This is a genomic window from Serratia sp. JSRIV004, assembly GCF_019968705.1.
In the GTDB taxonomy this organism is placed as follows: Bacteria; Pseudomonadota; Gammaproteobacteria; order Enterobacterales; family Enterobacteriaceae; genus Chania; species Chania fonticola_B.
In genome coordinates this window covers 5590935-5614202 of sequence record NZ_CP074140.1, presented here as the reverse complement: position 1 = coordinate 5614202, position 23268 = coordinate 5590935, and the positions used below count along the sequence as shown (strand labels likewise).

General features: G+C 55.5%; 23 protein-coding genes. 11 read left to right on the top strand and 12 right to left on the bottom strand.

Annotated features, from left to right (window positions below; translation table 11 throughout):
* Positions 1-46: 46 nt before the first annotated feature.
* Genes KGP21_RS26745 through KGP21_RS26730 form a run of 4 tightly spaced genes read right to left on the bottom strand, consistent with a single transcriptional unit; the run spans position 47 to position 3365 of the window.
* Positions 47-1357 (bottom strand): 6-phospho-beta-glucosidase, encoded by a 1311-nt coding sequence (locus tag KGP21_RS26745; protein ID WP_094981655.1) that lies wholly within the window; start codon positions 1355-1357, stop codon positions 47-49.
* On the bottom strand, positions 1354-1692 hold the full coding sequence (locus tag KGP21_RS26740) for a PTS lactose/cellobiose transporter subunit IIA (protein ID WP_094981676.1): 339 nt from the start codon (positions 1690-1692) through the stop codon (positions 1354-1356). The genes KGP21_RS26745 and KGP21_RS26740 overlap by 4 nt, the downstream gene beginning before the upstream one ends.
* Positions 1693-1717: 25 nt before the next feature.
* Positions 1718-3043, bottom strand: coding sequence for a PTS sugar transporter subunit IIC (locus KGP21_RS26735; protein WP_094981654.1), 1326 nt, complete (start codon positions 3041-3043; stop codon positions 1718-1720).
* 16 nt (positions 3044-3059) lie between these two features.
* Complete coding sequence (locus tag KGP21_RS26730) at positions 3060-3365, bottom strand: PTS sugar transporter subunit IIB (RefSeq protein ID WP_037376515.1); 306 nt, start codon at positions 3363-3365, stop codon at positions 3060-3062.
* Between the two features lie 311 nt (positions 3366-3676).
* On the opposite strand from KGP21_RS26730, the gene ppiA reads away from it, so the two are divergent.
* The 5 genes from ppiA to KGP21_RS26705 all read left to right on the top strand — a co-directional run bounded on the left by ppiA (position 3677) and on the right by KGP21_RS26705 (position 10230).
* Positions 3677-4246: a peptidylprolyl isomerase A gene (ppiA, locus tag KGP21_RS26725; RefSeq protein ID WP_021181682.1), complete on the top strand. Its 570-nt coding sequence runs from the start codon at positions 3677-3679 to the stop codon at positions 4244-4246.
* A 167-nt stretch (positions 4247-4413) separates the two neighbouring features.
* Positions 4414-6099, top strand: a complete 1686-nt coding sequence (locus KGP21_RS26720; RefSeq protein ID WP_021807483.1) for a sensor histidine kinase — start codon at positions 4414-4416, stop codon at positions 6097-6099.
* Positions 6099-6824, top strand: a complete 726-nt coding sequence (gene btsR / locus KGP21_RS26715) for a two-component system response regulator BtsR (protein WP_021181680.1) — start codon at positions 6099-6101, stop codon at positions 6822-6824. The genes KGP21_RS26720 and btsR overlap by 1 nt, the downstream gene beginning before the upstream one ends.
* Before the next feature lie 554 nt (positions 6825-7378).
* Positions 7379-8533 carry an IS481 family transposase gene (locus KGP21_RS26710; RefSeq protein WP_371824832.1) on the top strand — a complete coding sequence of 385 codons (1155 nt, stop codon included), beginning with the start codon at positions 7379-7381 and terminating at the stop codon, positions 8531-8533.
* A 170-nt stretch (positions 8534-8703) separates the two neighbouring features.
* A complete protein-coding gene (locus tag KGP21_RS26705; protein ID WP_223536567.1) occupies positions 8704-10230 on the top strand; it encodes a helicase HerA-like C-terminal domain-containing protein in 1527 nt (508 codons plus the stop codon).
* A 209-nt stretch (positions 10231-10439) separates the two neighbouring features.
* Here KGP21_RS26705 and KGP21_RS26700 read toward each other — a convergent pair whose 3' ends face one another.
* Complete coding sequence (locus KGP21_RS26700) at positions 10440-10763, bottom strand: DNA-binding transcriptional regulator (protein ID WP_021181678.1); 324 nt, start codon at positions 10761-10763, stop codon at positions 10440-10442.
* Positions 10747-11106 carry a type II toxin-antitoxin system RelE/ParE family toxin gene (locus KGP21_RS26695; protein ID WP_071681329.1) on the bottom strand — a complete coding sequence of 120 codons (360 nt, stop codon included), beginning with the start codon at positions 11104-11106 and terminating at the stop codon, positions 10747-10749. Before KGP21_RS26695 ends, KGP21_RS26700 begins: the two co-directional genes overlap by 17 nt.
* A gap of 216 nt (positions 11107-11322) precedes the next feature.
* Here KGP21_RS26695 and KGP21_RS26690 point away from each other — a divergent pair, with 216 nt between their 5' ends.
* Both KGP21_RS26690 and KGP21_RS26685 read left to right on the top strand, forming a co-directional pair.
* A complete protein-coding gene (locus KGP21_RS26690) occupies positions 11323-11898 on the top strand; it encodes an aminodeoxychorismate synthase component II (protein ID WP_059199470.1) in 576 nt (191 codons plus the stop codon).
* A 94-nt stretch (positions 11899-11992) separates the two neighbouring features.
* Entirely contained in the window at positions 11993-13210 is a 1218-nt protein-coding gene (locus tag KGP21_RS26685) for an aspartate aminotransferase family protein (RefSeq protein ID WP_223536565.1), read from the top strand.
* A gap of 31 nt (positions 13211-13241) precedes the next feature.
* Here KGP21_RS26685 and KGP21_RS26680 read toward each other — a convergent pair whose 3' ends face one another.
* Both KGP21_RS26680 and crp read right to left on the bottom strand, forming a co-directional pair.
* Complete coding sequence (locus KGP21_RS26680; protein WP_094981644.1) at positions 13242-15317, bottom strand: YccS/YhfK family putative transporter; 2076 nt, start codon at positions 15315-15317, stop codon at positions 13242-13244.
* 56 nt (positions 15318-15373) lie between these two features.
* Entirely contained in the window at positions 15374-16006 is a 633-nt protein-coding gene (gene crp, locus KGP21_RS26675) for a cAMP-activated global transcriptional regulator CRP (RefSeq protein WP_005969523.1), read from the bottom strand.
* A 381-nt stretch (positions 16007-16387) separates the two neighbouring features.
* On the opposite strand from crp, the gene KGP21_RS26670 reads away from it, so the two are divergent.
* A complete protein-coding gene (locus KGP21_RS26670; RefSeq protein WP_021181673.1) occupies positions 16388-16795 on the top strand; it encodes an OsmC family protein in 408 nt (135 codons plus the stop codon).
* 2 nt (positions 16796-16797) lie between these two features.
* Here KGP21_RS26670 and KGP21_RS26665 read toward each other — a convergent pair whose 3' ends face one another.
* Positions 16798-17706 (bottom strand): LysR substrate-binding domain-containing protein, encoded by a 909-nt coding sequence (locus tag KGP21_RS26665; RefSeq protein WP_209529990.1) that lies wholly within the window; start codon positions 17704-17706, stop codon positions 16798-16800.
* 192 nt (positions 17707-17898) lie between these two features.
* Between KGP21_RS26665 and KGP21_RS26660 the strand changes: the two genes are divergently transcribed.
* Together KGP21_RS26660 and KGP21_RS26655 are read left to right on the top strand one after the other, a co-directional pair.
* Entirely contained in the window at positions 17899-19098 is a 1200-nt protein-coding gene (locus tag KGP21_RS26660) for an MFS transporter (RefSeq protein ID WP_059199473.1), read from the top strand.
* Positions 19095-20273: an amidohydrolase gene (locus KGP21_RS26655; RefSeq protein ID WP_223536563.1), complete on the top strand. Its 1179-nt coding sequence runs from the start codon at positions 19095-19097 to the stop codon at positions 20271-20273. The genes KGP21_RS26660 and KGP21_RS26655 overlap by 4 nt, the downstream gene beginning before the upstream one ends.
* 36 nt (positions 20274-20309) lie before the next feature.
* Here KGP21_RS26655 and KGP21_RS26650 read toward each other — a convergent pair whose 3' ends face one another.
* The 3 genes from KGP21_RS26650 to KGP21_RS26640 all read right to left on the bottom strand — a co-directional run bounded on the left by KGP21_RS26650 (position 20310) and on the right by KGP21_RS26640 (position 22541).
* Positions 20310-21179 (bottom strand): phosphoribulokinase, encoded by an 870-nt coding sequence (locus KGP21_RS26650; protein WP_021808045.1) that lies wholly within the window; start codon positions 21177-21179, stop codon positions 20310-20312.
* A 151-nt stretch (positions 21180-21330) separates the two neighbouring features.
* On the bottom strand, positions 21331-21564 hold the full coding sequence (locus KGP21_RS26645) for a YheU family protein (protein WP_021808044.1): 234 nt from the start codon (positions 21562-21564) through the stop codon (positions 21331-21333).
* Entirely contained in the window at positions 21561-22541 is a 981-nt protein-coding gene (locus KGP21_RS26640; RefSeq protein ID WP_021808043.1) for a hydrolase, read from the bottom strand. The genes KGP21_RS26645 and KGP21_RS26640 overlap by 4 nt, the downstream gene beginning before the upstream one ends.
* Positions 22542-22658: 117 nt before the next feature.
* On the opposite strand from KGP21_RS26640, the gene KGP21_RS26635 reads away from it, so the two are divergent.
* Positions 22659-23261: a LysE family translocator gene (locus KGP21_RS26635; RefSeq protein ID WP_021808042.1), complete on the top strand. Its 603-nt coding sequence runs from the start codon at positions 22659-22661 to the stop codon at positions 23259-23261.
* The last annotated feature ends 7 nt before the right edge of the window (positions 23262-23268 follow it).

Sequence of the window (23268 nt, the reverse complement as noted above, 5' to 3'; positions counted from 1 at the left end):
TTACAGGAGATAAGTGGGTCCGGCGAGCCGAACCCAATGTTGATGGTTATGCGTTAAACTGCGGCAAATAGGCTTTATTCACCTCCAGCACTTCTTCCAGCAGCGGCTGGGCAATTTGGGCGTTGGCGACCAGAGGATTGGTGACCAGTGCCAGCAGCCCACTGCGGCTATCGCCATGCACGGCGGCCTCTATCGTCAGGCGTTCATAGGCTTTAACCTGCTGGGTCAGCGCATGCATCGAATCCGGCAGTTGGCCAAACGTCAGCGGATGGGCACCCTGAGCATCGACGATACAGTTGGTTTCTATCACAGCATCGTCTGGCAAACCGCGAATAGCGCCACGATTTGCGGTATTGACCACTAATTGCGTGCCGAGATTATTGTGAATGGCACGGATCAGCTCTAACGCCACTTCGGAATAGAAGGAACCACCACGGAAACTGAGCTGCTCGGGCTTGCTGTCGAGATGTGGGTCTGCATACAGCTCGAACAATTCCTTCTCTACTTTCATCACCTGTTCGGCACGGGTACCGCGTTCGGCTGCGGCGGAAATCTCCTCTGCCAGCATCTCTTTGGTCTGGTAGAAATAGCGGTGATAAGGGCAGGGGATCGCCCCTACGGCGCGCAGGAACTCTGGTGGCCAAGGCTCTTCCTTGATGTTGTTCATGGTCAGCGCGGCACCGTCACACAGCATGTCGAGTACCTTGTCGGTCACGTCCTTGCCGTTTTGCAGCACCTGGTGGACCCACACCATGTGGTTCAACCCGGCAAATTGCAGCTGTACCTCGGCGTAAGGGGCCTGCAGCATATTGGCGATCATGTGATGCATGCTGATCGGCACGTTACACAGGCCGATAATTTTCGCCTTGGTATAACGCGAAACGGCTTCGGTCACGATACCAGCCGGGTTGGTAAAGTTGATGATCCAGGCATCGGGTGCCAGTTGTTCTACCTTGCGGGCGATATTCAGCATCACCGGAATGGTGCGCAGCGCCTTGGCAAAGCCGCCAACGCCGGTAGTTTCCTGGCCGATCAGTTGGTATTTCAGGCCCAGGCGCTCGTCGGCTGCCCTGGCAGGCAACTGACCCACGCGGAACTGGGTGAGAACGAAACTGGCACCGCGAATGGCCTCGTCCAGATCGAAATGCACGCTGACCTTCACCTGCTCCAGGCCGTTACGGGCCAGCATACGCTGGGTTAATGCGGCAATGATCTCGACCTTCTCCCGGCCAGGCTCAACGTCCACCAACGCCAGTTCGGTCACCGGCAACTCTTCAATTCGCAGGATCAGGCCTTCCACCAGCTCCGGCGTGTAGCTGCTACCGCCGCCAATAATGGCGATTTTTAATGCGCTCATGAGCGGGACTCCGATTGTACCTGACGGCGATAAAGTTCGATCATGTCGTCGGCCAGATCCTGAATGACCATGGCGTTCATCAAGTGATCCTGTGCGTGTACGGTGATCAGGGTGATGGCCAGTTTGCCGCAGCCTTCGTCCATGCCGATCAGTTGGGTTTGAATGCGGTGGGCCTGTTTCACCGCCTGCTTGGATTCGGCCATATGCTCGGCGGAACCGGTGAAATCACCGGCACGGGCCTGTTGCAAAGCCATCAGCGCGCTGCTGCGGGCGCTACCGGCAAATACCAGCAGCTCCATAATGGTGCTTTCAAAATCCTGGCTGACTTCAGCCATCAGTTCAGTCACGTTATCTCTCCTGTTACTGTGCGGTGGCGGCGTTGCTGGCTTCACGTTCAGCCTCGGCCTGCTCGTGTTCCTGCGCCAGTAGTTGTTTTTCATACACCTTGAAGAACGGCAGCCAGATCGCCAGGTCAATCACCATCAGCACCAGCACCAATACGGCGGCACGGATATCCCAGGAGGCGGAGATCATCGCTCCCAGCGGTGCCGGAGCGGTCCAGGGGGCCATCGCCACCATTTTCTCCACCATGTCCCAGTGCAGGGCGAAATAAGCCAGAGTGGCGTTAACCATCGGCACCACAATCAACGGGATAAACAGCGTTGGGTTCATCACCACCGGCGAACCGAACAGCAGCGGTTCATTGATATTGAAAGCCGCCGGGACCACGCTCAGCTTGCCGATGGTGCGTAGATGAATGGAACGGCTGCGCAGATAAAGGAAGGCCAACACCAGCGTGGAGCCTGAGCCGCCGATACAGACATAGAATGACCAAAATGGCGCGGTCAGCGTTTGGGTCATGGCTGCACCGTTGGCGACCAGCGCGGCGTTAGTGGCCAGGTTAGCCATAAAGATCGGATTCAGCAGGCCGGTCACGATGTTGTCGCCGTGAATACCGGCAAACCACAGCAGGTTGGCAATCAGCACCGCCAAAAGGATGGCTGGCAGCGTATCGCCGACGGAAATCAGCGGCTGGAACACCTGCATAATCGCAGCGGGCAGCAGCAGTTGGAATTCGCTCTGCATCAGGAGGCTGATGGGGTAGACCGTCAACAGAATGCCAACCACTGGGTACAGCAGTTCAAACGAGCGGGCAATGGCAGGGGGAACCTGCTCTGGCATGCGAATGGTGATGTTGTACTTTTTCAGCAGGCGGATCAGTTCGACCGACCAAATGGCGCAGATCAGAGCGGTGAATACCCCCTGGCCACCCAGAAAATCGAGGGACATCTTGTTGTCGACCTGTGGCGCGGAGGCCAGCAGGAATGCCATCAGCGACAGCAGCGCAGCGGTCAGCGCATCCATTTTGTAGTGCTTTGCCAGACTGTAGGCGGTACCAATAGAGACAAATACGCTCATCAACCCCATGGTCATAAAGAACGGCATGGTGATGGTGTCCCAGTGCTTCTTGGCGAACCCTAACCAGGCTTGCCCAAAGCTGGAGGTGGTGGTCGCGTCAAACGGCGGGTTGGCGACGATCAGCATGATACTGCCGACGATCAAAAATGGCATAGCGCTGATAAAACCGTCACGAATGGCAATAATATGGCGCTGGCTACCGATCCGGCCAGCCAGTGGCGCGATATGGCTTTCGACCACGCGCATCAGGGAAGCGTATAGGCTCATGGGGTTCTCCGCGGCGTCAGGCGATCAGGCTGAGGGCTTGGTCTAATACCTTGTCACCGCGCAGGGTGCCGTAATCCATCATGTCGATGACGGCAACCGGCAGGCCATGCGGCCCGGCAAGCTGGCTGAAGCGGGCCAGTTCGTACTTTACCTGTGGCCCCAACAGCACCACGCTGGCAGTTGGCAACTCAGCTTCGAAATCCGCAGCCGGTACCGCCACAATCTCCACGGCCAGTTCGCGCTTTTGCGCTTCGGTTTGCATGCGTTTGACCAGCATGCTGGTGGACATCCCCGCGGCACAGCACAGCACTATCTTTTTCATCATTGCTCTCCAGTATTATTATGGTTATCAGCGCAAATGAGAGCGCTCTCATTTATTTAGCCTAGCTGGATTGCAGAACCAAACCGGGATTTGTGTCGCAAAAACCGATGAAGGGCGAAAATCGGCAAATAATGCGTGATCGGCTTGGCAAAAATCAGTACGGGGATCATACTGTCGGCAGGAAAAAACCGGGCGCACTCAGAAACGTCCGGCAATTGAGTAAATATAGGTAAATGGCTGGCGCTGCCGGGCGCAGCTCTTTAGAATCAAAGCGCTTTCCGTTGTTTGTATCTCAAAGAAAGGACCCGTTCATGTTCAAACGTACTTTAGTGACCTTCGTTGCGCTGTGTTCACTGACAGCCATGGCACCCGCCGCATTAGCCGCCGGTGAAACCCACGTCATGCTGACCACCTCGGCAGGGAATATCGAATTGGCGCTCGACAGTCAGAAGGCACCGGTCTCAACCAAGAACTTCATTGACTACGTGAACAGCGGTTACTACAACAACACCGTTTTCCACCGCGTGATCCCGGGTTTCATGGTTCAGGGTGGCGGTTTTACTGCGGATATGCAGCAGAAAACCACCAATGCACCGATCAAAAACGAAGCCGACAACGGCCTGCGTAACCTGCGTGGCACCATTTCCATGGCGCGTACCGCCGATAAAGACAGCGCCACCAGCCAGTTCTTCCTGAACGTGGCAGACAATGCGTTCCTCGATCATGGCCAGCGTGATTTTGGCTACGCGGTATTTGGCAAAATCGTTAAAGGTATGGACGTAGTAGATAAAATCTCCCAGGTACCCACTGGCAACGTCGGTCCTTACCAGAATGTCCCGAGTAAACCTATCGTGATCCTGTCGGCCAAAGTGCTGCCATAAATCACCCAAGCCGGTCTCTAGCTGGGGGCCGGCCTGCTTTTCCCTCCTGAATGTTTGCCTGCATCACTGTTTTTTTCGATCCCACGTGATTTAATTGCCCGCCTAAAACCAGACCGGATACCCGGCACTTTTTTGATCGCCCCCGTTGTTCAGGATGAGCCGTTTTTATGTACGAATTTAACCAGGTGTTACTGCTGCTACAGCAGATGTGCGTGTATCTCGTCATTGCCTATCTGCTGAGCAAGACGCCGCTGTTTATTCCGTTGATGCAGGTGACCATTCGCCTGCCGCACAAGTTGCTGTGCTACGTCATTTTCTCGGTGTTCTGCATTATGGGCACCTATTTTGGCCTGCATATTCAAGACTCCATCGCCAATACCCGCGCTATCGGCGCCGTGTTGGGCGGGCTGCTGGGTGGGCCCTCCGTCGGTTTCCTGGTTGGCCTAACGGGCGGCTTGCATCGTTATACACTGGGGGGCATGACAGACGTCGCCTGTGCGATCTCCACGGTGGCCGAAGGTCTGGTTGGCGGTATTGTGCACAGCATTGCCATGCGGCGCGGGCGTATCGATCTGCTGTTCAACCCGCTGTTTGTCGCCGGGATTGCGTTGGTGGCCGAAGTGCTGCAAATGGCGATTATCCTGATCGTCGCGCGTCCGTTCCCCGAAGCGGTGCTGCTGGTGGAGCACATCGTCCTGCCGATGCTGATCGCCAATACCATCGGTGCCGCCATGTTCATGCAGATCCTGCTTGATCGGCGGGCGATGTTTGAGAAATACACCAGCGCCTTCTCCTCCAAGGCGTTGAAGATTGCCGAACGTACCGAGGGTATTCTGCGCCAGGGGTTTGACCAGGAAAACAGCATGAAGGTGGCACGGGTGGTCTATCAGGAGCTGGGCATCGGCGCCGTGGCGATCACCGACCGTGACAAGCTGCTGGCCTTTATCGGCATTGGTGACGACCACCATCTGCCGGGCACGCCGATCTCCTCGGTCCACTCCCATCGCGCCATCGATAACAACGAGGTGGTGTATGCCGACGGCAATGAGCTGTCTTACTGCTGCTCCATCAACGGCAATTGCAAACTAGGTTCGACACTGGTGATCCCGCTGCGTGGTGAAAACCAGCGAGTGATTGGCACCATCAAACTGTATGAACCCAAGACCAAGCTGTTTAGCACCATTAATCGCACGCTGGGGGAAGGGATTGCCAGCCTGCTGTCGGCGCAAATCATGGCCGGGCAATATGAGCGCCATAAACAGCTGCTGGCCCAGTCGGAAATCAAACTGCTGCATGCGCAGGTGAATCCGCATTTCCTGTTCAACGCCCTGAATACGCTGGTGGCGGTGATCCGCCGCGATGGCGACCGGGCCTGCGAACTGGTGCAGTATCTGTCGACCTTTTTCCGTAAAAACCTCAAGCGCTCCGACGATGAGGTGAGCCTGGCGGACGAGATCGAACATGTGAACGCCTATCTGCAGATCGAAAAGGCCCGTTTTGCCGATCGGCTGGAGATCACCGTTTCGCTGCCGGAAGAGTTGCTGGCAGTGCGTTTACCTGCGTTCTCGCTGCAGCCGATTGTGGAAAATGCCATCAAGCACGGTACTTCCCACCTGTTGGGGATTGGCCGTGTCGATATTGGTGCTCGTCTGGAGGGCGATCACTTGCTGTTGCAGGTGACGGATAACGCCGGGCTGTTCCGTCAGCAGACCGGTGGCAGCGGGTTGGGGATGAACCTGGTCGATCGGCGTATCCGCGTGCGCTATGGTGAAGATTATGGCGTGCAGGTCACCTGCGAACCTGAAGCCTATACTTGCATCACCCTTAACGTTCCCTTGGCGAGGGCTGCTTGATGTTGAACGTACTGATTGTCGATGACGAGCCCTTTGCCCGCGATAACCTGCGCCACCTGCTGGAAGAGGAAGAGGGCATTACCATTATTGGTGAATGCGCCAATGCCATTGAGGCCATCAGCCAAATCCACCGCTTGCAACCGGACGTGGTATTCCTGGACATCCAGATGCCGCGTATCAGCGGATTGGAAATGGTTGGCATGCTCGATCCGAACCGTATGCCCTACATCGTGTTTTTGACGGCCTATGACGAATACGCGGTGCAGGCCTTTGAGCAGCATGCGTTTGATTACCTGCTGAAACCGGCGGAGCCGAATCGGCTGAATAAAACCCTGCAGCGCCTGCATCAGCGCCGTGCTCCGCAGAATATTGCGGCGTTGGATGAAAGCGCGGGCTACCTGAAATACATTCCCTGCACCGGCCACAGCCGGATTTACCTGCTGCGTTTCGACGAGGTGATCGCTATCCGCTCACGCTCGACCGGGGTGTATGTGGTACGCAATGACGGCATGGAGTGTTTTACCGAACTGACGCTTCGCACGTTGGAAAGCCGCACGCCATTGGTGCGCTGCCACCGGCAATATCTGGTGAACCTTGAGCAGGTCAAAGAGATCCGTTTTGAAGAAAGTGGCACGGCGGAAATGATTATGTCGGTGGGGGAGCCGGTACCGGTCAGCCGCCGCTATCTCAAATCGCTGAAAGAAGAGCTGGGGTTACGCGGATAACGTTAAGCGACTCGGTTTGGCATGAGAGACTCTAATGTGCCACAGATTGACTCCTACGATTGATGTCGGTTCCGCATCAGCTCCCTCTTACTAAAGGAAGGACTGGTTGCACGTCCCGCTATACGGTTTGGCATGAGGGACCCTAATGTGCCACAGATTGACTCCTACGATTGATATCGGCTCCGCATCAGCTCCCTCTCCCTAAAGGAAGGACTGGTTGCACGTCCCGCTATACGGTTTGGCATGAGGGACCCTAACGTGCCACAGATTAACTCCTACGATTGATATCGGCTCTGTATCAGCTCCCTCTTACTAAAGGAAGGGCTGGTTGCACGTCCCGCGATACGGTTTGGCATGAGGGACCCTAATGTGCCGCAGATTGACTCCTACGATTGATATCGGCTTGAAGAGTTTGCTGAGGTGGCCTCTTTCACTTGCAAAAGAGCAGGGGCTAATAGCTCCCTCTCCCTGTGGGAGTGTACAGACCGGGGACATCATGAACACTTGTTCGGGGACATGGTAGACACTTACAACATAGGTATGAGTACTTCTGAGTGGAGTTGCTTATGCCGTGGGATGAGAGATCTGCCATGTCATTACGTACCGAGTTTGTGCTTTTCGCCTCGCAAGAAGGCGCTAATATCCGTGCGCTATGCCGCCAGTTTGGCATAGCGCCTGCTACCGCATACAAGTGGTTACATCGCTGGCAGTCTGATGGGCGCGCCGGTCTGAACGAACGTTCTCGAGTGCCACACCATTCCCCCTGCAGAACCTCTGACACCGTTGTCCAACACCTCCGCGCTGCGCACCTGGCCCATCCGATGTGGGGCGCGCGCAAGCTCAAGCGGTGGCTCGAGATGCAGGGGCATACGTTACCGGCCGCCAGCACCGTGCATAACCTGATGCGCCGCCATGACCTGCTACCGGGCGGTCCGTCACCGACGCCCACCGTCGGACGCTTTGAACATGACGCACCGAACCGACTCTGGCAGATGGACTTTAAAGGCCACTTCCCCTTCGCCGAAGGGCGTTGTCATCCGCTGACCTTGCTGGATGACCATTCGCGCTTCTCGCTCTGTCTGGCGCACTGCCCGGACGAACGAGGTGTCACCGTGCAGTCTCAGTTGATAGCGGTGTTCGAACGTTATGGCTTGCCGGAGAGAATGACCATGGATAATGGGGCCCCCTGGGGCGACACGACGGGCAGTTGGACCGCGCTGGAACTGTGGCTGATGCGTCAGGGTATCCGGGTGGGTCACTCTCGGCCTTATCATCCTCAGACTCAGGGTAAGCTGGAGCGCTTCCACCGCAGCCTGAAGGCAGAGCTCCTGCAGGGACGGTGGTTTACCCATGCCGCGCAGTTGCAGGAGGTGTTCGACGCCTGGCGAGATACCTACAACCTGGAGCGTCCACACGAAGCCCTGTCAATGGCGGTACCGGCGTCCCGTTATCAGCCTTCATCGCGACAGTACAATGGCAATCCGGCGGCAGCCGAGTATGACGAGGGGGTTTTGGTCAGGAAAGTGGATGTCAGTGGAAAACTGAGCCTGAAAGGGATGGGTCTGAAAGTGGGCAAGGCCTTTATCGGTGAATATGTCGGACTGAAGGAAAGTGAGAGAGAGGGCTACTACGAGGTATGGTGGTACAGCACGAAAGTGGGGATGATCGACCTGAGAAATAGGTCGATCATCATGGGTAAAGGATGTTAAAAAGTGTTCACCATGTCCTTGAACACCTGTCAACCATGTCCCCGGTCTGTACAGGGAGAGGGTTGGGGTGAGGGGCCCTTTTGTTTGTCCTTGACGGGTTTACGTCTCGCTTATAGCCTTGATGATATCAACGGGCGCATTCGCGCCGCACAGGGTTATAGGAACAGAAAATGAGCGAAGCACGGATTATTGCCAAAGCGATGAAAGACGGGAAACCGGCGCAGGAACTGGTCATTTTGCCTGCCCTGGCTAACCGCCACGGGTTGATCACCGGGGCGACCGGTACGGGCAAAACGGTCACCCTGCAAAAGATGGCGGAGCAATTCTCGCGCATTGGCATTCCGGTATTCCTGGCGGACGTTAAAGGCGATCTGTCGGGCATTGCGGCCGAAGGTATTCCCTCCGAGAAGTTGCAGGCGCGGTTGGCGGCAATTGGCGTTACCGGCTGGCAACCCCAAGCCTGTTCAATGATCCCTTGGGATATTTTTGGTGAAAAGGGCCATCCTATCCGCGCCACTATTTCCGATCTTGGCCCGCTGCTGCTAGGCCGCCTGTTGGATCTGAATGAGGTGCAGAGCGGCGTGTTGCAGTTGGTGTTCAAGATCGCCGATGACAACGCCTTACTGTTGCTGGATATGAAAGACCTGCGTGCGATGGTGCAGTACGTCGGGGATAACGCCAAACAGTTCCAAACCCAGTACGGCAACATTTCTTCGGCCTCGATCGGGGCGATCCAGCGTGGTTTGCTGACGCTGGAACAGCAGGGTGCCAATCAGTTCTTTGGCGAGCCGATGTTGGATATCAACGATCTGATGAGAACCGATGCCAACGGGCACGGCATTATCAACCTGCTGGCGGCGGATAAGCTGATTAACCAGCCGAAGCTGTATGCGGTGTTTTTGCTGTGGCTACTGGCGGAGCTGTTTGAGCATTTGCCGGAAGTGGGCGATCCGGAACAGCCAAAGCTGGTGTTTTTCTTCGACGAAGCCCACCTGCTGTTTAACGATGCGCCGCCGGCATTGCTGACTAAAATTGAGCAGGTGGTGCGCCTGATCCGCTCCAAAGGCGTGGGCATCTACTTTGTCACTCAGAATCCGTTGGATATCCCGGACAGTGTCTTGGGCCAGTTGGGTAACCGTGTCCAGCACGCGCTGCGGGCCTTTACACCACGCGATCAGAAAGCGGTGAAGGCGGCGGCACAAACCATGCGCGCCAATCCAGACTTTGATGCGGAAACGGCAATCACCGAGCTAGGCGTGGGCGAGGCACTAGTCTCCTTCCTGGATGAGAAAGGGCGGCCGGACGTGGTGGAGCGTGCGATGGTGATCGCTCCGGAATCGAAAATGGGCATGCTGGGGGCCGAAGGGATGAACAGCGCCATCAATAAATCCCCGCTCTACGGACGTTATGAGGATATGGTGGATCGTGAATCTGCCTATGAAAAACTGGCCGCAGGTGGTTTTGCCACTGTGGGTACGCCACAGCCTGGGCAACCGGCTCAGAAACCGGCCGCAGGGCAGGAAAGCGGCGGTGGCTTGATGGGCGGCTTGAACGAAATCCTGTTCGGCTCCACTGGTCCACGCGGCGGTAAACACGACGGCATCGTACAGACCGCCGCCAAGAGCATGGCGCGCGATCTGGGCCGCCAGATCCTGCGCGGCGTTTTAGGCTCGATCATGGGTGGCCGCAAAAAGTAGGTCTGTGATTATTTTGTGGGGTGCAGAATACTGCGTCCGTTTAGCTTTGCCAGCGGTTTCAAACTTGGCAGTCAGAGCAGATTTCGCAGACAGTGTCTGCGAAATGGCTTGCCTCACAAATTTCTCTGATAGCATCTGAGCAATTTCCAGGCTAAAGCCCTAAAACTGCTCAGGATGCTTGGTGTGAAACTGGATGATTGAGCAAGTCATTAAATCAACACCTTAAGCCCATGTTTCAGGACCACGGTAAGTAACTTCAACGACAGGCCACTGGGGCGTTTTGCGCCGCTTTCCCATTTTTGTACTGTAGAAACGCTGGTGTTTAGATAACGGGCAAAGACTGGCTGGCTGACATTGAGTTTTTCCCGCAATGCTTTGATTTCAAGTGGTTGAAGATCTTTGACGCTGCTGATGCAGGCTTGATCGAAGCTACGCATCGTCTCCTGCGGGATGGCATCGACGCTGAATAACCCAGAAGCTGCACTATGGATGGCTTCAAACGCAGGACTTTTGAATTTACTTTTTGCGGTCATGACAAATCTCCACCAGCTCTTTATTTGTAATCAATGCCATAATCTTTTCATCTGTAAGTACCGCATAGTACTTTGCTAACTCTCGAAATCCAGCAAGTTCACGTTTATCGATGTTGGCCATATCCTGTTTAGCATACAGGAACGTGTAAAACCAATGCACTCCGCCTTTGGCTAATATTATCGCGCGATCACGATTCTCCCTTAGGCGCTTCTTGTATACTCCGCCTCCGAGGTCATCGGCCTTCCCTTCTATCACTGCGTCAATAGCCCGGCATAATTCCCTATCTTTGATGCCATGAGATTCGGCCATTTTGGCAAACCATTTGGTTTTAAATACGCGCATTAGGTTGACATCCTGTTACCTTAACTATAGCACTTAGTGCTAGATTACTCTCTTTTTTGGCTGATTCAACGTTTTCCAATCAGCAAAACTGGCTGTCTTTATGGATTACTGTTCGAACGTGGCTATAGGTGTAACGGCGAAGGTTAGATAAACTCGGCTATCTAGCTATTTGATACGGGCGACCGTAACGATCCTTCATACTAAGTTCATTTAAACATGCTGCTGCTGATCGATAACTACGACTCTTTTACCTACAACCTCTATCAGTACTTCTGCGAACTGGGTGCCGAAGTGCTGGTGAAGCGTAACGATGAACTGCAACTGGCCGATATTGAGCGGCTGGCACCGCAACATCTGGTGATCTCCCCTGGCCCCTGTACGCCGAACGAGGCGGGCATCTCGCTGGCCGCGATCCGCCATTTTGCCGGCAAGTTGCCGATCCTTGGGGTTTGCCTTGGGCATCAGGCGTTGGGCCAGGCGTTTGGTGCCGACGTGGTTCGCGCTCGAGAGGTTATGCATGGCAAAACCTCTGCTATCCGCCATCAAAATCTCGGCGTGTTCAAGGGATTGAATAATCCACTGACCGTCACCCGCTACCATTCACTGATCCTGGACGCGGCGACGTTGCCGGAGTGCTTTGAGGTGACCGCCTGGAGCGAACGTGACGGCGAACGGGATGAGATCATGGGGATCCGCCACCGGACGCTGGCGCTGGAAGGCGTACAGTTCCATCCAGAGAGCATTCTCAGCGAACAGGGGCACCAACTGCTGGGTAATTTCCTTGGAAGTTAGCCGTTAGTGGTTTTTTAAGCTTGCCCTTGATTGGTTTTTTATGCATATTTTGTGATTATATTTTCACTTGATAGTTAGCCGCCTGGAGCCAGTAATGACCGAAAAAACCGCAGTTACCCGCAGCACCTTTGATCAGGTTATCCTGCCTGTTTATGCACCCGCCCAGTTTGTGCCGGTGAAGGGCAAGGGGAGCCGCGTATGGGACCAGCAGGGGAAAGAGTATATCGACTTCTCTGGTGGCATCGCGGTGACTGCGTTGGGGCACTGCCATCCGGCACTGGTTGAGGCTCTAAAGCAGCAGGGCGAAACCTTGTGGCATACCAGCAACGTATTCACCAATGAGCCCGCGCTGCGCCTGGCCAGTAAATTGATCGCTGCCACCTTCGCCGACCGGGTGTTTTTCGCCAACTCGGGTGCGGAGGCTAACGAAGCGGCTTTCAAGCTCGCTCGTCATTACGCCATCACCCGTCATAGCCCGTATAAAACCAAGATTATCGCGTTTAATAACGCTTTCCATGGCCGTACGCTGTTCACCGTTTCCGTGGGCGGGCAGCCAAAATATTCCGACGGCTTTGGGCCGAAACCGGCCGATATCGCGCATGTACCTTTCAACGATCTGGCCGCGGTGAAAGCGGTGATGGACGATCACACCTGTGCTGTAGTGATGGAGCCTATTCAGGGTGAAGGGGGCATTACCGCCGCCGATCCTGTCTTCCTCAAGGGCGTACGTGAACTTTGCGACCAACATCAGGCGCTGCTGGTGTTTGATGAAGTGCAAAGCGGTATGGGCCGTAGCGGCAAGCTGTTTACCTATATGCATTACGGCATTACGCCAGACATCCTCACCACCGCCAAAGCGCTGGGCGGCGGTTTCCCGGTGAGCGCGATGCTGACCACCGAAGAGATCGCCTCGGTGATGCAGGTTGGCACCCACGGCACCACCTACGGCGGCAACCCACTGGCCTGTGCAGTGGCAGAGGCAGCGTTGGACGTGATCAACACGCCAGAGGTGCTAAGCGGGATTGAGCAGCGTCGTGGGCTGTTTGTTCAGGCTTTGCAGGAGATCGGTAAGAAATACGATGTGTTCAGCGATATTCGTGGCATGGGGCTGTTGATTGGCGCGGAACTGAAGGCGGGCTATCACGGCAAAGCGCGTGATTTCCTCACTGCCGCTGCTGCACGTGGTTTGATGATCCTCAATGCCGGGCCAAATGTGATCCGTTTTGCCCCTTCGTTGGTGGTTGAGCTGAAAGATATCGACGAAGGCATGGCGCTGTTCGAATTGGCCGTACAGGATGTGATTAACGGCTGATCAAGTCTGCGGGGCTGCGGTCCCGCTAACCTCAGCTTTCCCGCAGTTTGCGCTTCAGCCAGATCCCATGATGTGGGCGCTGGCGCCATGCCAATGACGAAATGGTATGCATCACGGTCAGGTGAGAAAGGATCCGCCTCAAGTGGCGTTCCATCTCGGTGATCGGCATATCTGGATGCAGGTCCGGCGGCTGCATGATGCTGTTGCTGGTACTCGGGCCGTCATATTCCAACCGCTGCTGACAGCTCTGTAAGGCGATCTCACAGGTTTGCAGATACTCCTGAGCCAGCTTTGGCGTCAGCATATAGTGCTCGCGCGCCAGAATGGTCATCGCATTCAGGTGTTCAACAATAAACTGGTTATGGGTGATCCACAGCCGCATATCAGCCAGATAATTCGATTCAAATCCCGGTTCCTGCATCGCCTGATTGAGCGAGGTAAACAGGGCGTTATGCGCCTGATTGACCTGCATGCGTGTGTAGGCCAGTTCGCTGGGGTCGGGTTCCTGTTCTTCCAGCAATAAACGCAGTGCAGTCTGATCGTGCTCCAGAGCCTGATGGGCGTTTTTACGCAGCATGCCGCTCTGCCACTGCGGCCATAGCCAGATCGTGCCACCAAACACCAGTACGCAGCCGATAAGGGTATCGATCAGGCGGGGGACCAGGAAATGGGTACCGTTCAGCGCCAGGAGCTGCAAGGTGTAGACGGCGGTCACGGTGAAGCCCATCACCGCCAGCCCGTAGTTTTTCCGCAGGATCAGATAGGCCGCCAGGGTGATGGCCAACATGATGCTCAGCGTCACGTTCTCCGGCATCTGTAGTTGCAACAGTCCAGCGGCAATCACCAGCCCGGCCAACGTGCCGAGGGCACGGTGCTGGATCCTCACCCGCGTGGCGTTATAGCCGTTTTGGCTGACCAGCATAATGGTCAGCAAGATCCAATAGGGTTTTGGCAGATTGAACAGCATGCCCAGGCTGCTGCCTGCCGCCAGAATGACCCCCAGCCTGGCGGCGTTACGCAAGGCGTTGGATTTGAACGATAGATAGCTCACCACTGCAGGCCAGAACGGCAGGCGTGACTGATTGGCCATCAGATTACGGCGGTAAAGTGGGTGCTGAGTGCGCAGCAGGCGTGCGATGCGACTGAAGTGGTAATAGCAGAACTGGCCAACCGGGTTATCGGCGTGCTGTGAGGCCACTTTTTCTAGCGCCGCCAGCTCATTCTTCATGCTGAAACGCGCAGAGTGCCGATGATAGAGAATATCGTCGGCCACCACCCGCAGGCGCGTGGCGATCACCTGGGCGTTGCGGCGGATGATCGCTTCGGCCTGGCTTTGCTCTACCAGCTTTTGCACTTCTTCCGGCAGATGCAGGCTGACGGTGATGTGCTCTTGCAAATCGAGCGCCACCTGAAACGTACGCCGCAGGCGCTTTTGCTCCAGGTTATTGGCATGGGGCAGGAAATTAAGCTGTTGGTATAGCAGACTGATCAGGTCCATCACTTTCTGCTGGCGTTGCAACAGCGGCGGCAGGGCAGTTTCAGGATCGGTGTGCTGCGTCAGTAATGAGTATTTGGCTTCAAAATAGTCGGCTAACTGCATATACAGCTGGCTTAGGGATTCGCGCATCGGCTGCTCTTTCCACAGCTTGAACCAGGCCCAGGTAAACAGCCCGTACCAGGCGGTGCCGACGATATACAGCAAAGGGGCATGCCAGATTGGCACGGTGCCTACCATGCTGAGGGAAAAGATGGCGGCGACCAATGCGGCTGGTAGCAGGCGTGCGTGCAGCGGGCTGATCTCACCGCTGACGCCGAGCAACAGCGCCATTGCCAGCATCAGCAAGGGTAACGGCAGATCCCACAGCAGGGCTTGTTGCAGCAGAAGGCTGCTGAGTGCGAACAGGGAGCCGCCTACGACCAGGCGTTTGAAAAAGCGTTTGTGTGGCGTATCCAGCCCGGCAATGTTGCAGCAGGCGGGCACCAACGAGAACAGCATGCCGAGTTGCAGGTTGCCAATCAGTAAACCAAACGCCACCGGCAGGCACAACACCAGCGTTTGCCGCAGTGCGTAGTTGACTTCCGGGTGGTAGATCAGGCGGCGCCACATGGTTGGCTATTCAGCAGGTAAAGAAACGGCGCATTGCTGCACCGTTTCCCTGGGGATTAACGCGTACCGTACACGACAATGGTTTTGCCGTGCGCGGAGATCAGGTTTTGATCTTCGAGCATTTTCAAAATACGACCGACGGTTTCACGTGAGCAACCGACGATTTGGCCAATTTCCTGGCGGGTGATTTTGATCTGCATGCCGTCTGGGTGAGTCATGGCATCAGGCTGTTTTGCCAGGTTCAGCAAGGTCTGTGCAATGCGGCCGGTTACGTCAAGGAAGGCGAGGTTACCCACTTTCTCTGAGGTGACTTGCAGGCGGTTAGCCATCTGTGCGGACAGGCGCATCAGGATATCCGGGTTAACCTGGATCAACTGGCGGAATTTCTTGTAGGAAATTTCAGCCACTTCACAGGCGGTTTTGGCCCGTACCCAGGCGCTACGCTCCTGGCCTTCTTCAAATAATCCTAGCTCGCCGATGAAATCCCCCTGGTTAAGGTAGGACAGGATCATCTCTTTGCCTTCTTCATCTTTAATCAGCACCGCGACGGAGCCTTTGACGATGTAGTAAAGCGTTTCGGCCTTTTCACCTTGGTGAATAAGCGTACTCTTCGATGGATATTTGTGGATATGGCAATGAGACAGGAACCATTCGAGAGTCGGGTCTGTTTGCGGTTTGCCGAGAACCATTCGCTGTTATCCTCTGTTGTTATCGCTGCCTTGTATCACAGGGGTCAGAGTTCCCTGTAAAACGTGCTTATAGCCCGGTGTTTTAATGGTGGCTATCAACAGGTTTTGAGGCGTGTTATAGAAATACGCTTGTGCTCTAGCATATTAACTTGCAGGGAGAGCTGCAAGCTACATTCTGTTAACAAACCAATATAGGGGCCTTTCCTTGGACATATCCCTGAAATCGGTGACCTGGAAAGAGTTATTGCGGCTCTGTTTGTAGCACAGAGTGAGGCGGGTGTCTTGTGTTGTCTCGCTTCAGCATGATTAGCGTCAGGTTACGTTGCCAGAATGTATGCGAAAGCGTACCCTGTTTTTAAGAAATTAACCGGAGTGTGTAACATGCAGGCAAGAGTTAAGTGGGTAGAAGGGCTGACATTCCTGGGTGAGTCTGCGTCTGGTCACCAGGTTTTGATGGATGGCAACGCTGGCGATAAAGCGCCAAGCCCGATGGAAATGGTGTTGATGTCCGTCGGCGGCTGTAGCGCCATCGACGTAGTGTCGATCCTGCAAAAAGGGCGTAACGATGTGCGTGACTGTGAGGTAAAACTGACCTCCGAGCGTCGTGAAGAAGCACCGCGTCTGTTTACCCATATCAATCTGCATTTTATCGTCACCGGCAAAGGGCTGACCGATAAGATCGTCGAGCGCGCGGTGGATCTTTCCGCCGAGAAATACTGCTCCGTCTCCTTGATGCTGGGTAAAGCCGCCAGCATTACCCACAGCTTCGAAATCCGCGAAGTGGCCTGATCCTACCAAGGGTAGCGCAGGCAGTGGGCACGCAATAAATCAAGAAATCGCCGTGCCGTCACGGTTAGCGGCGATTTCTGTGAATACAGCACGCAATATTGCGCTTGTGGCAACGTGTCGATAGGCAATGCCACCAGCCGACGCTGCAAAAAGAATGGTGCACTCATCGCCCGCGCCACGATAGTCAAATAATCCGCCTCCAGCACCATATTCAAGCCACAGGTCACAGAGTCCGAGCGAATGGGCGAACGGCTCAATTGCTGATAGAAGGTGCCTAATACCGCCCGCAACTGCTGGTAATAGCCCATATCGGTTTCCGGTAACAACCACTTGGCCTTATGCAGTTCGTCCAGCGAGGTTGCCTGCGCCAGTGGATGCCCCTGGCGTGCGATAATGCAAAAAGAGGCGTTGAACAGCGGTTCACGCACCAGATCCTCCAGCGGAAGTTCCGGGCTGACGGTACCCACGGCAAAATCCAGGCGGCCTTCGCGCAATGCTGGCAGTAGCGTAGAAAGCTGCGCCTCGCGGATCAGCAGATTGGCCTGTGGAAACGGCTGTTTGAAGGCTTCGACCAGTTCCGGTAATACCGTCAGGGCGAGTAGCGAAGAGCAGCCAATGGCGACGTTACCTTGCGAATGCTGATTCAACTGCTGGATCTCGTCGGCGGCGCGCTGCAATTCCTCCAGGATCAACTGCATTCGCAGGGCGAAGGCGCGGCCGGTTTCGGTCAGCGTCATTCCCTGACTGCTGCGATTGATCAACTGAGTTTCCAGGATCTGTTCCAGTTCACGGATGGTGCGGCTCACCGCCGGTTGAGATTGCTCAAGCGCGCGTGCCGCCCCGCGAATACTGCCGCTGCGGATCACCTGCTGGAAGACTTTCAACTGTTGTAACTTCGGTAAATAGCGCATTCCCCACCCTATCAATAAAAAGCATCACCCCTTACAAAATTGTATCTTATGCCGTTCGGCAAAAGGCGATAATTTCAGCATGTTTCTGTAAGTGACTGTTATTAAAACTATAAAGTGACCTGGATCACATTATTAAACTACGCCCGTCACGCTGGTGGGCAGCCTGGGTGATAACTTAAAGGAATATCGGCGATGAAAAATCGTTCGCTAATGATTTTTTTGCTGTTTGTGGGCTATGTCGTGGTGTACATCGATAAAACCGTGATGGGTTTTGCGCTGTTACCTATCGAACGCGAGTTCAATCTACAGCCGGAACAGCTGGGCTACATTACCGGGATGTTTTTCCTGGCGTATTCCCTGTTCCAGATACCGGCGGGCTGGCTCAATGACCGCTTTGGTTTTAAGAAAGTGCTGTGCAGTTCGTTACTGCTGCTGGGGGGATTCGCCCTGTGCTTCGGCATTCTGGGGTTCGGCCTGGGCCTGCTGGTGACGTTCCGCTTCCTGTCGGGTATTGGCCACTCCGGCTACCCGTGTTCCTGCGCCAAGGCAGTGGTGGCGAATTTCCCACTGGAACAGCGCACCTTCGCGCAGTCCATTCTGCTGTCCTCCGCCGGGTTGGCGATGACCGTCGGGCCACTGGTCGCGGTCTACTGCCTGGATCACATCGGCTGGCGTGGGTCGTTCTCTGCGCTTGGCCTGTTGGCATTCGTGATTGCCGCCTGCATCTTGTGGCTGGTTCCTAATCCACCACAGGCAGCATCCGCCAAAGCTGGGGCAGCCGCTGCCAACTATAAGGCCTTGCTGAAAAACCCCATCGTGTTGCTGCTGTTTGTGGCGATTTTCTGTATCAACATCCCGTCGTACGGCCTGATGGCCTGGCTGCCGAAATTCCTGGTACAGCAGCGCGGAATGCCGATTGACGTCTCCAGCATGGTGGTGGCCGCCGGCGGTCTGGGGATATGGATCTCCTCACTCGGTACCGGCTGGCTGGTCGGGCGCTATCTGCAAGGGCTTGAGCCGTGGGTGATCTTCTTCAGTTCCCTGATCAGCGCCTTGTGCATCTGGCTGGTGTTTACCAGCGAATCGGCGCTGACGGCTAGCCTGTTCTTGTTCCTGGGTTATATCTTCCTGATGGCCTCGTTCGTCACGGTGTTTACTCTGCCGATGAAGCGCCTGCCTGCGGAAGTGATGGGGGCAGCGATGGGGCTGATAAACACCGGCGGCACTTTGGGTGGCTTTGTGGCCCCTATCGCCATGGGGTATTTGATCACCATCAGCCACAACTACATGACAACGTTTATCTTTTTGGCACTGGCTATGGTGGTTTCCGGGCTGGTGATCCTGCCATTGGCAGGTAAAGCGCGCCAACCGGCACTGAATCAAGGAGTATGAAAATGAACATTGAACAGCTGATTGCCGACGTGGAACAACAGGTATTGCAGTGGCGTCGCCACCTGCATGCCAATCCAGAGTTGTCATTTCAAGAGGCGCAGACGGCAGATTACATCGCTGCACAATTGGCTCACCTTGGCCCGTTGAAGATCTCACGCCCTACGCCAAATAGCGTAGTGGCTGAATTGCAGGGCTCAGCGCCGGGGCCGTGCTATGCCTTGCGCGCCGATATTGACGCCTTGCCGATCCAGGAGGAAAGCGACGAGCCTTTCTGCTCGACCCGGCCAGGGGTGATGCATGCCTGCGGCCATGATGCCCACAGCGCGATGTTGCTGGGCGCGGCCAGCGTGTTGTGCCAGTTGCAGGCGCAGCTGCAAGGCTCGGTGCGTTTTATCTTCCAGCATGCCGAAGAAGTGCCACCGGGCGGAGCCCAACAGCTGGTAGACCTGGGTGTTCTGGATGGCGTGAAGATGATCTTCGGCCTGCATGTCATGCCCAACTTCCCGACCGGTGAGGTGGGCTTGAAGCAGGGCGTGTTCAGTGGCTCCAGCGATAACTTCGACATCGTGCTGCAGGGTAAGGGTGGACATGGCTCGATGCCGCATCTGTGTATCGATCCGGTGCCGATTGGTGCGGAGATCGTTAGCGCATTACAGCAGATCGTGGCACGTAAACTTGATCCGTTAAATGCCCCGGTGTTGACGGTGGCAACCTTCCAGGCAGGAGACAGCTATAACGTCATTCCAGACACTGCCCGGTTGGCAGGAACGTTACGTACTCATAATCAGGAAGTCCGTGATCGGGTGCCGCTGTTGGTAGAGCAAACCGTCGCTGGGATCAGCCAGGCGCACGGTGCCAGCTATAAGGTTGACTGGACACGTGGCTATACTATCGGCAATAACCACCTTGATGCCTGCGCCATTGCGCGCGAGGTGGTGGCCGAAGCCGTGGGGCCACAGGCGTTGCGGGAATTGACTACCGCGATGTTTGGCAGCGAAGATTTCTCCTCCTATCAGGAGAAAGTGCCGGGGTGCTTCCTGTTTATCGGCAGCGGTAACGAGGCGATCGGTGCCACCTACGGCGTGCATAATCCCCGTTTTAAACTGGACGAGGCGGCGATGCAGATTGGCGTGAAACTGCACGTCGGTTTTATCCGCCACCTGTTGATGCGCTAACGACGGCGGGCGCGGAAATTAGCCGCGCCCGATAATTTATTCGATCTTCTTGCCTTCCATCAACCGCTGCACCAGCGGTGCCATAATCAGTTCCATTGCCAGCCCCATCTTGCCACCCGGTACCACCAGCGTATTGATATGCGAGATAAACGATCCTTGCAGCATTGCCAGCAGGTAGGGGAAATCGATCTGATCCAGGCCCCGGAAGTGGATCACCACCAAGCTTTCGTCGAGTGAGGGGATTGCCTTGGCGGCAAACGGGTTGGAGGTATCTACCGTCGGGACGCGTTGGAAGTTGATATGGGTGCGCGAGAACTGTGGCGTGATGTAGCTGATGTAATCCTCCATCGAACGGACTACCGAGTCCATCACCGCCTCACGGGAATGGCCACGCTCGCCGGTATCGCGGATCAGCTTCTGGATCCACTCCAGGTTGACGATCGGCACCACGCCGACCAGCAGATCGACATGTTTGGCTACGTCGATCTGATCGGCCACTACGCCGCCGTGCAGCCCTTCGTAGAACAGGACATCCGTGGGGGCGGGCAGTGGCTCCCAAGGCGTGAACGTGCCAGGAACCTGGTTGTAAGGCACCGCCTCGTCGTAGGTATGAAGATATTTACGTGAGCGGCCGGTGCCGTTCTTGCCGTATTCGATAAAGCTTTGCTCCAGCAGGCCAAAGTCGTTGGCTTCCGGGCCGAAGTAGCTGATATGGCGGCCCATATCGCGGGCTTTACGGATTGCCGCATCCATTTCCGGCCGGGTGTAACGGTGGAAGCTGTCGCCCTCCAACTGGGCGGCGCGCAGGTTTAGCTGCTGAAAAATCTTGCGGAACGCCAGGCTGGTGGTGGTGGTGCCGGCTCCGCTGGAACCGGTCACCGCGATAACGGGATGTTTGGCAGACATGGTCGAGGGTCACTCCGTATTAAATGCGCAGGCTCAGAATGAGATTTTTAGTATGGCTGATACCCTTTCGCCCAAGGCGAAATTGTGCGCGTTGGTTTGCAATACTGCATTGTTACCTGATTTTTTCCCTCAGTCATAGCGCGCAATAAGACTAAATTTCCTCCTGCCCGGCGCGGATCTGCCCGCGAGGCATGATGTTGACGGTTTCATGTAGTTCTGACCACACCAGCACCACTTCGCCGCTTTTCAACTGGCGGCGCACGTCGTCGACCTTCTGTTCCAGCGAACGTTCGTGCTCGCCGTAGTCGGTTCCTTCGCGTAATACAAAGGATTCGATCAGGCTGTTGAGAGTCTCTTGTTCAATTTCTTGCCAGGGAATAATCACTTGGTGGGTTCCAAAAAAGAAGAAAGCCAGGCCGGGATTCGTTGCTCCAGCCACATTTGTGGTTTTTTCAAGGTGCCGCCGACAAAACCGACGTGGCCACCGCACTCCGTCAGCTGATATTCGATATTAGGCGGCAGGCTGGCGAGATCGGGTATCACCGCATCGGTCATAAACGGATCGTCTTTAGCGTGAATGATCAGCAGTGGCGTGGTGATCTGCGGCAACAGCGGTAGGGCGCTGCAACGGCGATAGTAATCGACCGCGTCGCTGAAGCCGTGAATGCGTGAGGTGATCACATCATCAAACTCACGAATGCGCCGCAGCTTGTTCAGTTGCGACAGATCCAACGGCAAGGTGCCTGGATAGTGCAGCAGCTTGCGGGTGGCATTTTGCTTGAGTTGGCCCAATAGGTAGCGCTGATAAACGCGGGAGAATCCCTGCTCCATGCGGATTGAGCATGGCTCCAGCATCAGCGGGGCAGAAACGACCACTGCCGCTTGTAGCAGGCTGTCATTGCCCTGCTGGGCCAGATAATAGGCCAGCATATTGCCGCCAAGGGAAATCCCAACCGCTGCCGTTGGCACTTCGCCAAAGCTGTCACGCAACCAGCGCAGGAAGAAGCGGGCATCTTCCGTTTCGCCGGAATGATAGATGCGTTGCTTACGGTTAGGCACGCCGCTGCAACCACGGAAATGCATCACCACGCCCAACCAACCTTGCTCGCGCCAGGCATTAAGCAGCCCATGTGCGTAAGGGCTGTAGAAATTACCCTCTAATCCATGGAACAGCACCACGCGCGGTTTATCGCGCGCCAGTTGCGGATCTTCACTCCAGGCCAGATCGACGAAATCGCCGTCCGGCAACTCCAGCCGCTGCCAATGGGGTTGTAGCCGTATGCGGCGGCGCACCAGCCGTGGCAGCAGGGTTTGCAGGTGTGGATTACTGGCCCCGGTCAGGGGGCGAAAGGATTCATACATAATGAATAAAATTCTTGTTGGCGGCTATTGTGTGATCCGAACCGCACTGTTAGCTTCAAACACATGTATTAGCAATCATACTGCAAAAAAGTCATTTGGGTGAGGAGCACCCGCTTCATGGAACTGAGTTTATTTCTTTCGATGCTAGGCTTCCTGTGGGTGGCCGCGATCACCCCTGGCCCCAATAATATGTTGCTCACCACCTCAGGGGCCAATTTCGGCTTTATGCGTTCATTATGGCTGATGATCGGCATCATGCTGGGTATGCAAAGTATCTTGGTGCTGGTGGCATTTGGCGTTGGTGGGTTGATCCTGATTTATCCTTCATTGCACCTGATCCTGAAAATCCTCGGTAGCCTTTATCTGTTGTGGCTGGCGTGGAAAGTGGCGACGGCGGCCTATGAAAAGCTGGAAACCGACGCGCCGCCACCAAAGCCGGTGCGCCTGTACCAAGGCTGGCTGTTGCAATTCCTCAACCCCAAGGCCTGGCTGATGGCGCTTGGGGCAGTGGCGAGCTTTAGCCTGGCGGGAGATAAATACAACCACTCGATTCTGGCCATCGCCTTCGGTATCTTTGCCGTCAACATCGTTGCCGGGATCATCTGGTTGGGTTTTGGTACGGTGATTGGCCGCCTGCTGCGCAGCAAGAAAGCCTGGATAATCTTTAACGTGTCGATGGGGTTGTTAACCGCCGCCTGTGTATTACTGATTTGGCATTGAGGGAACG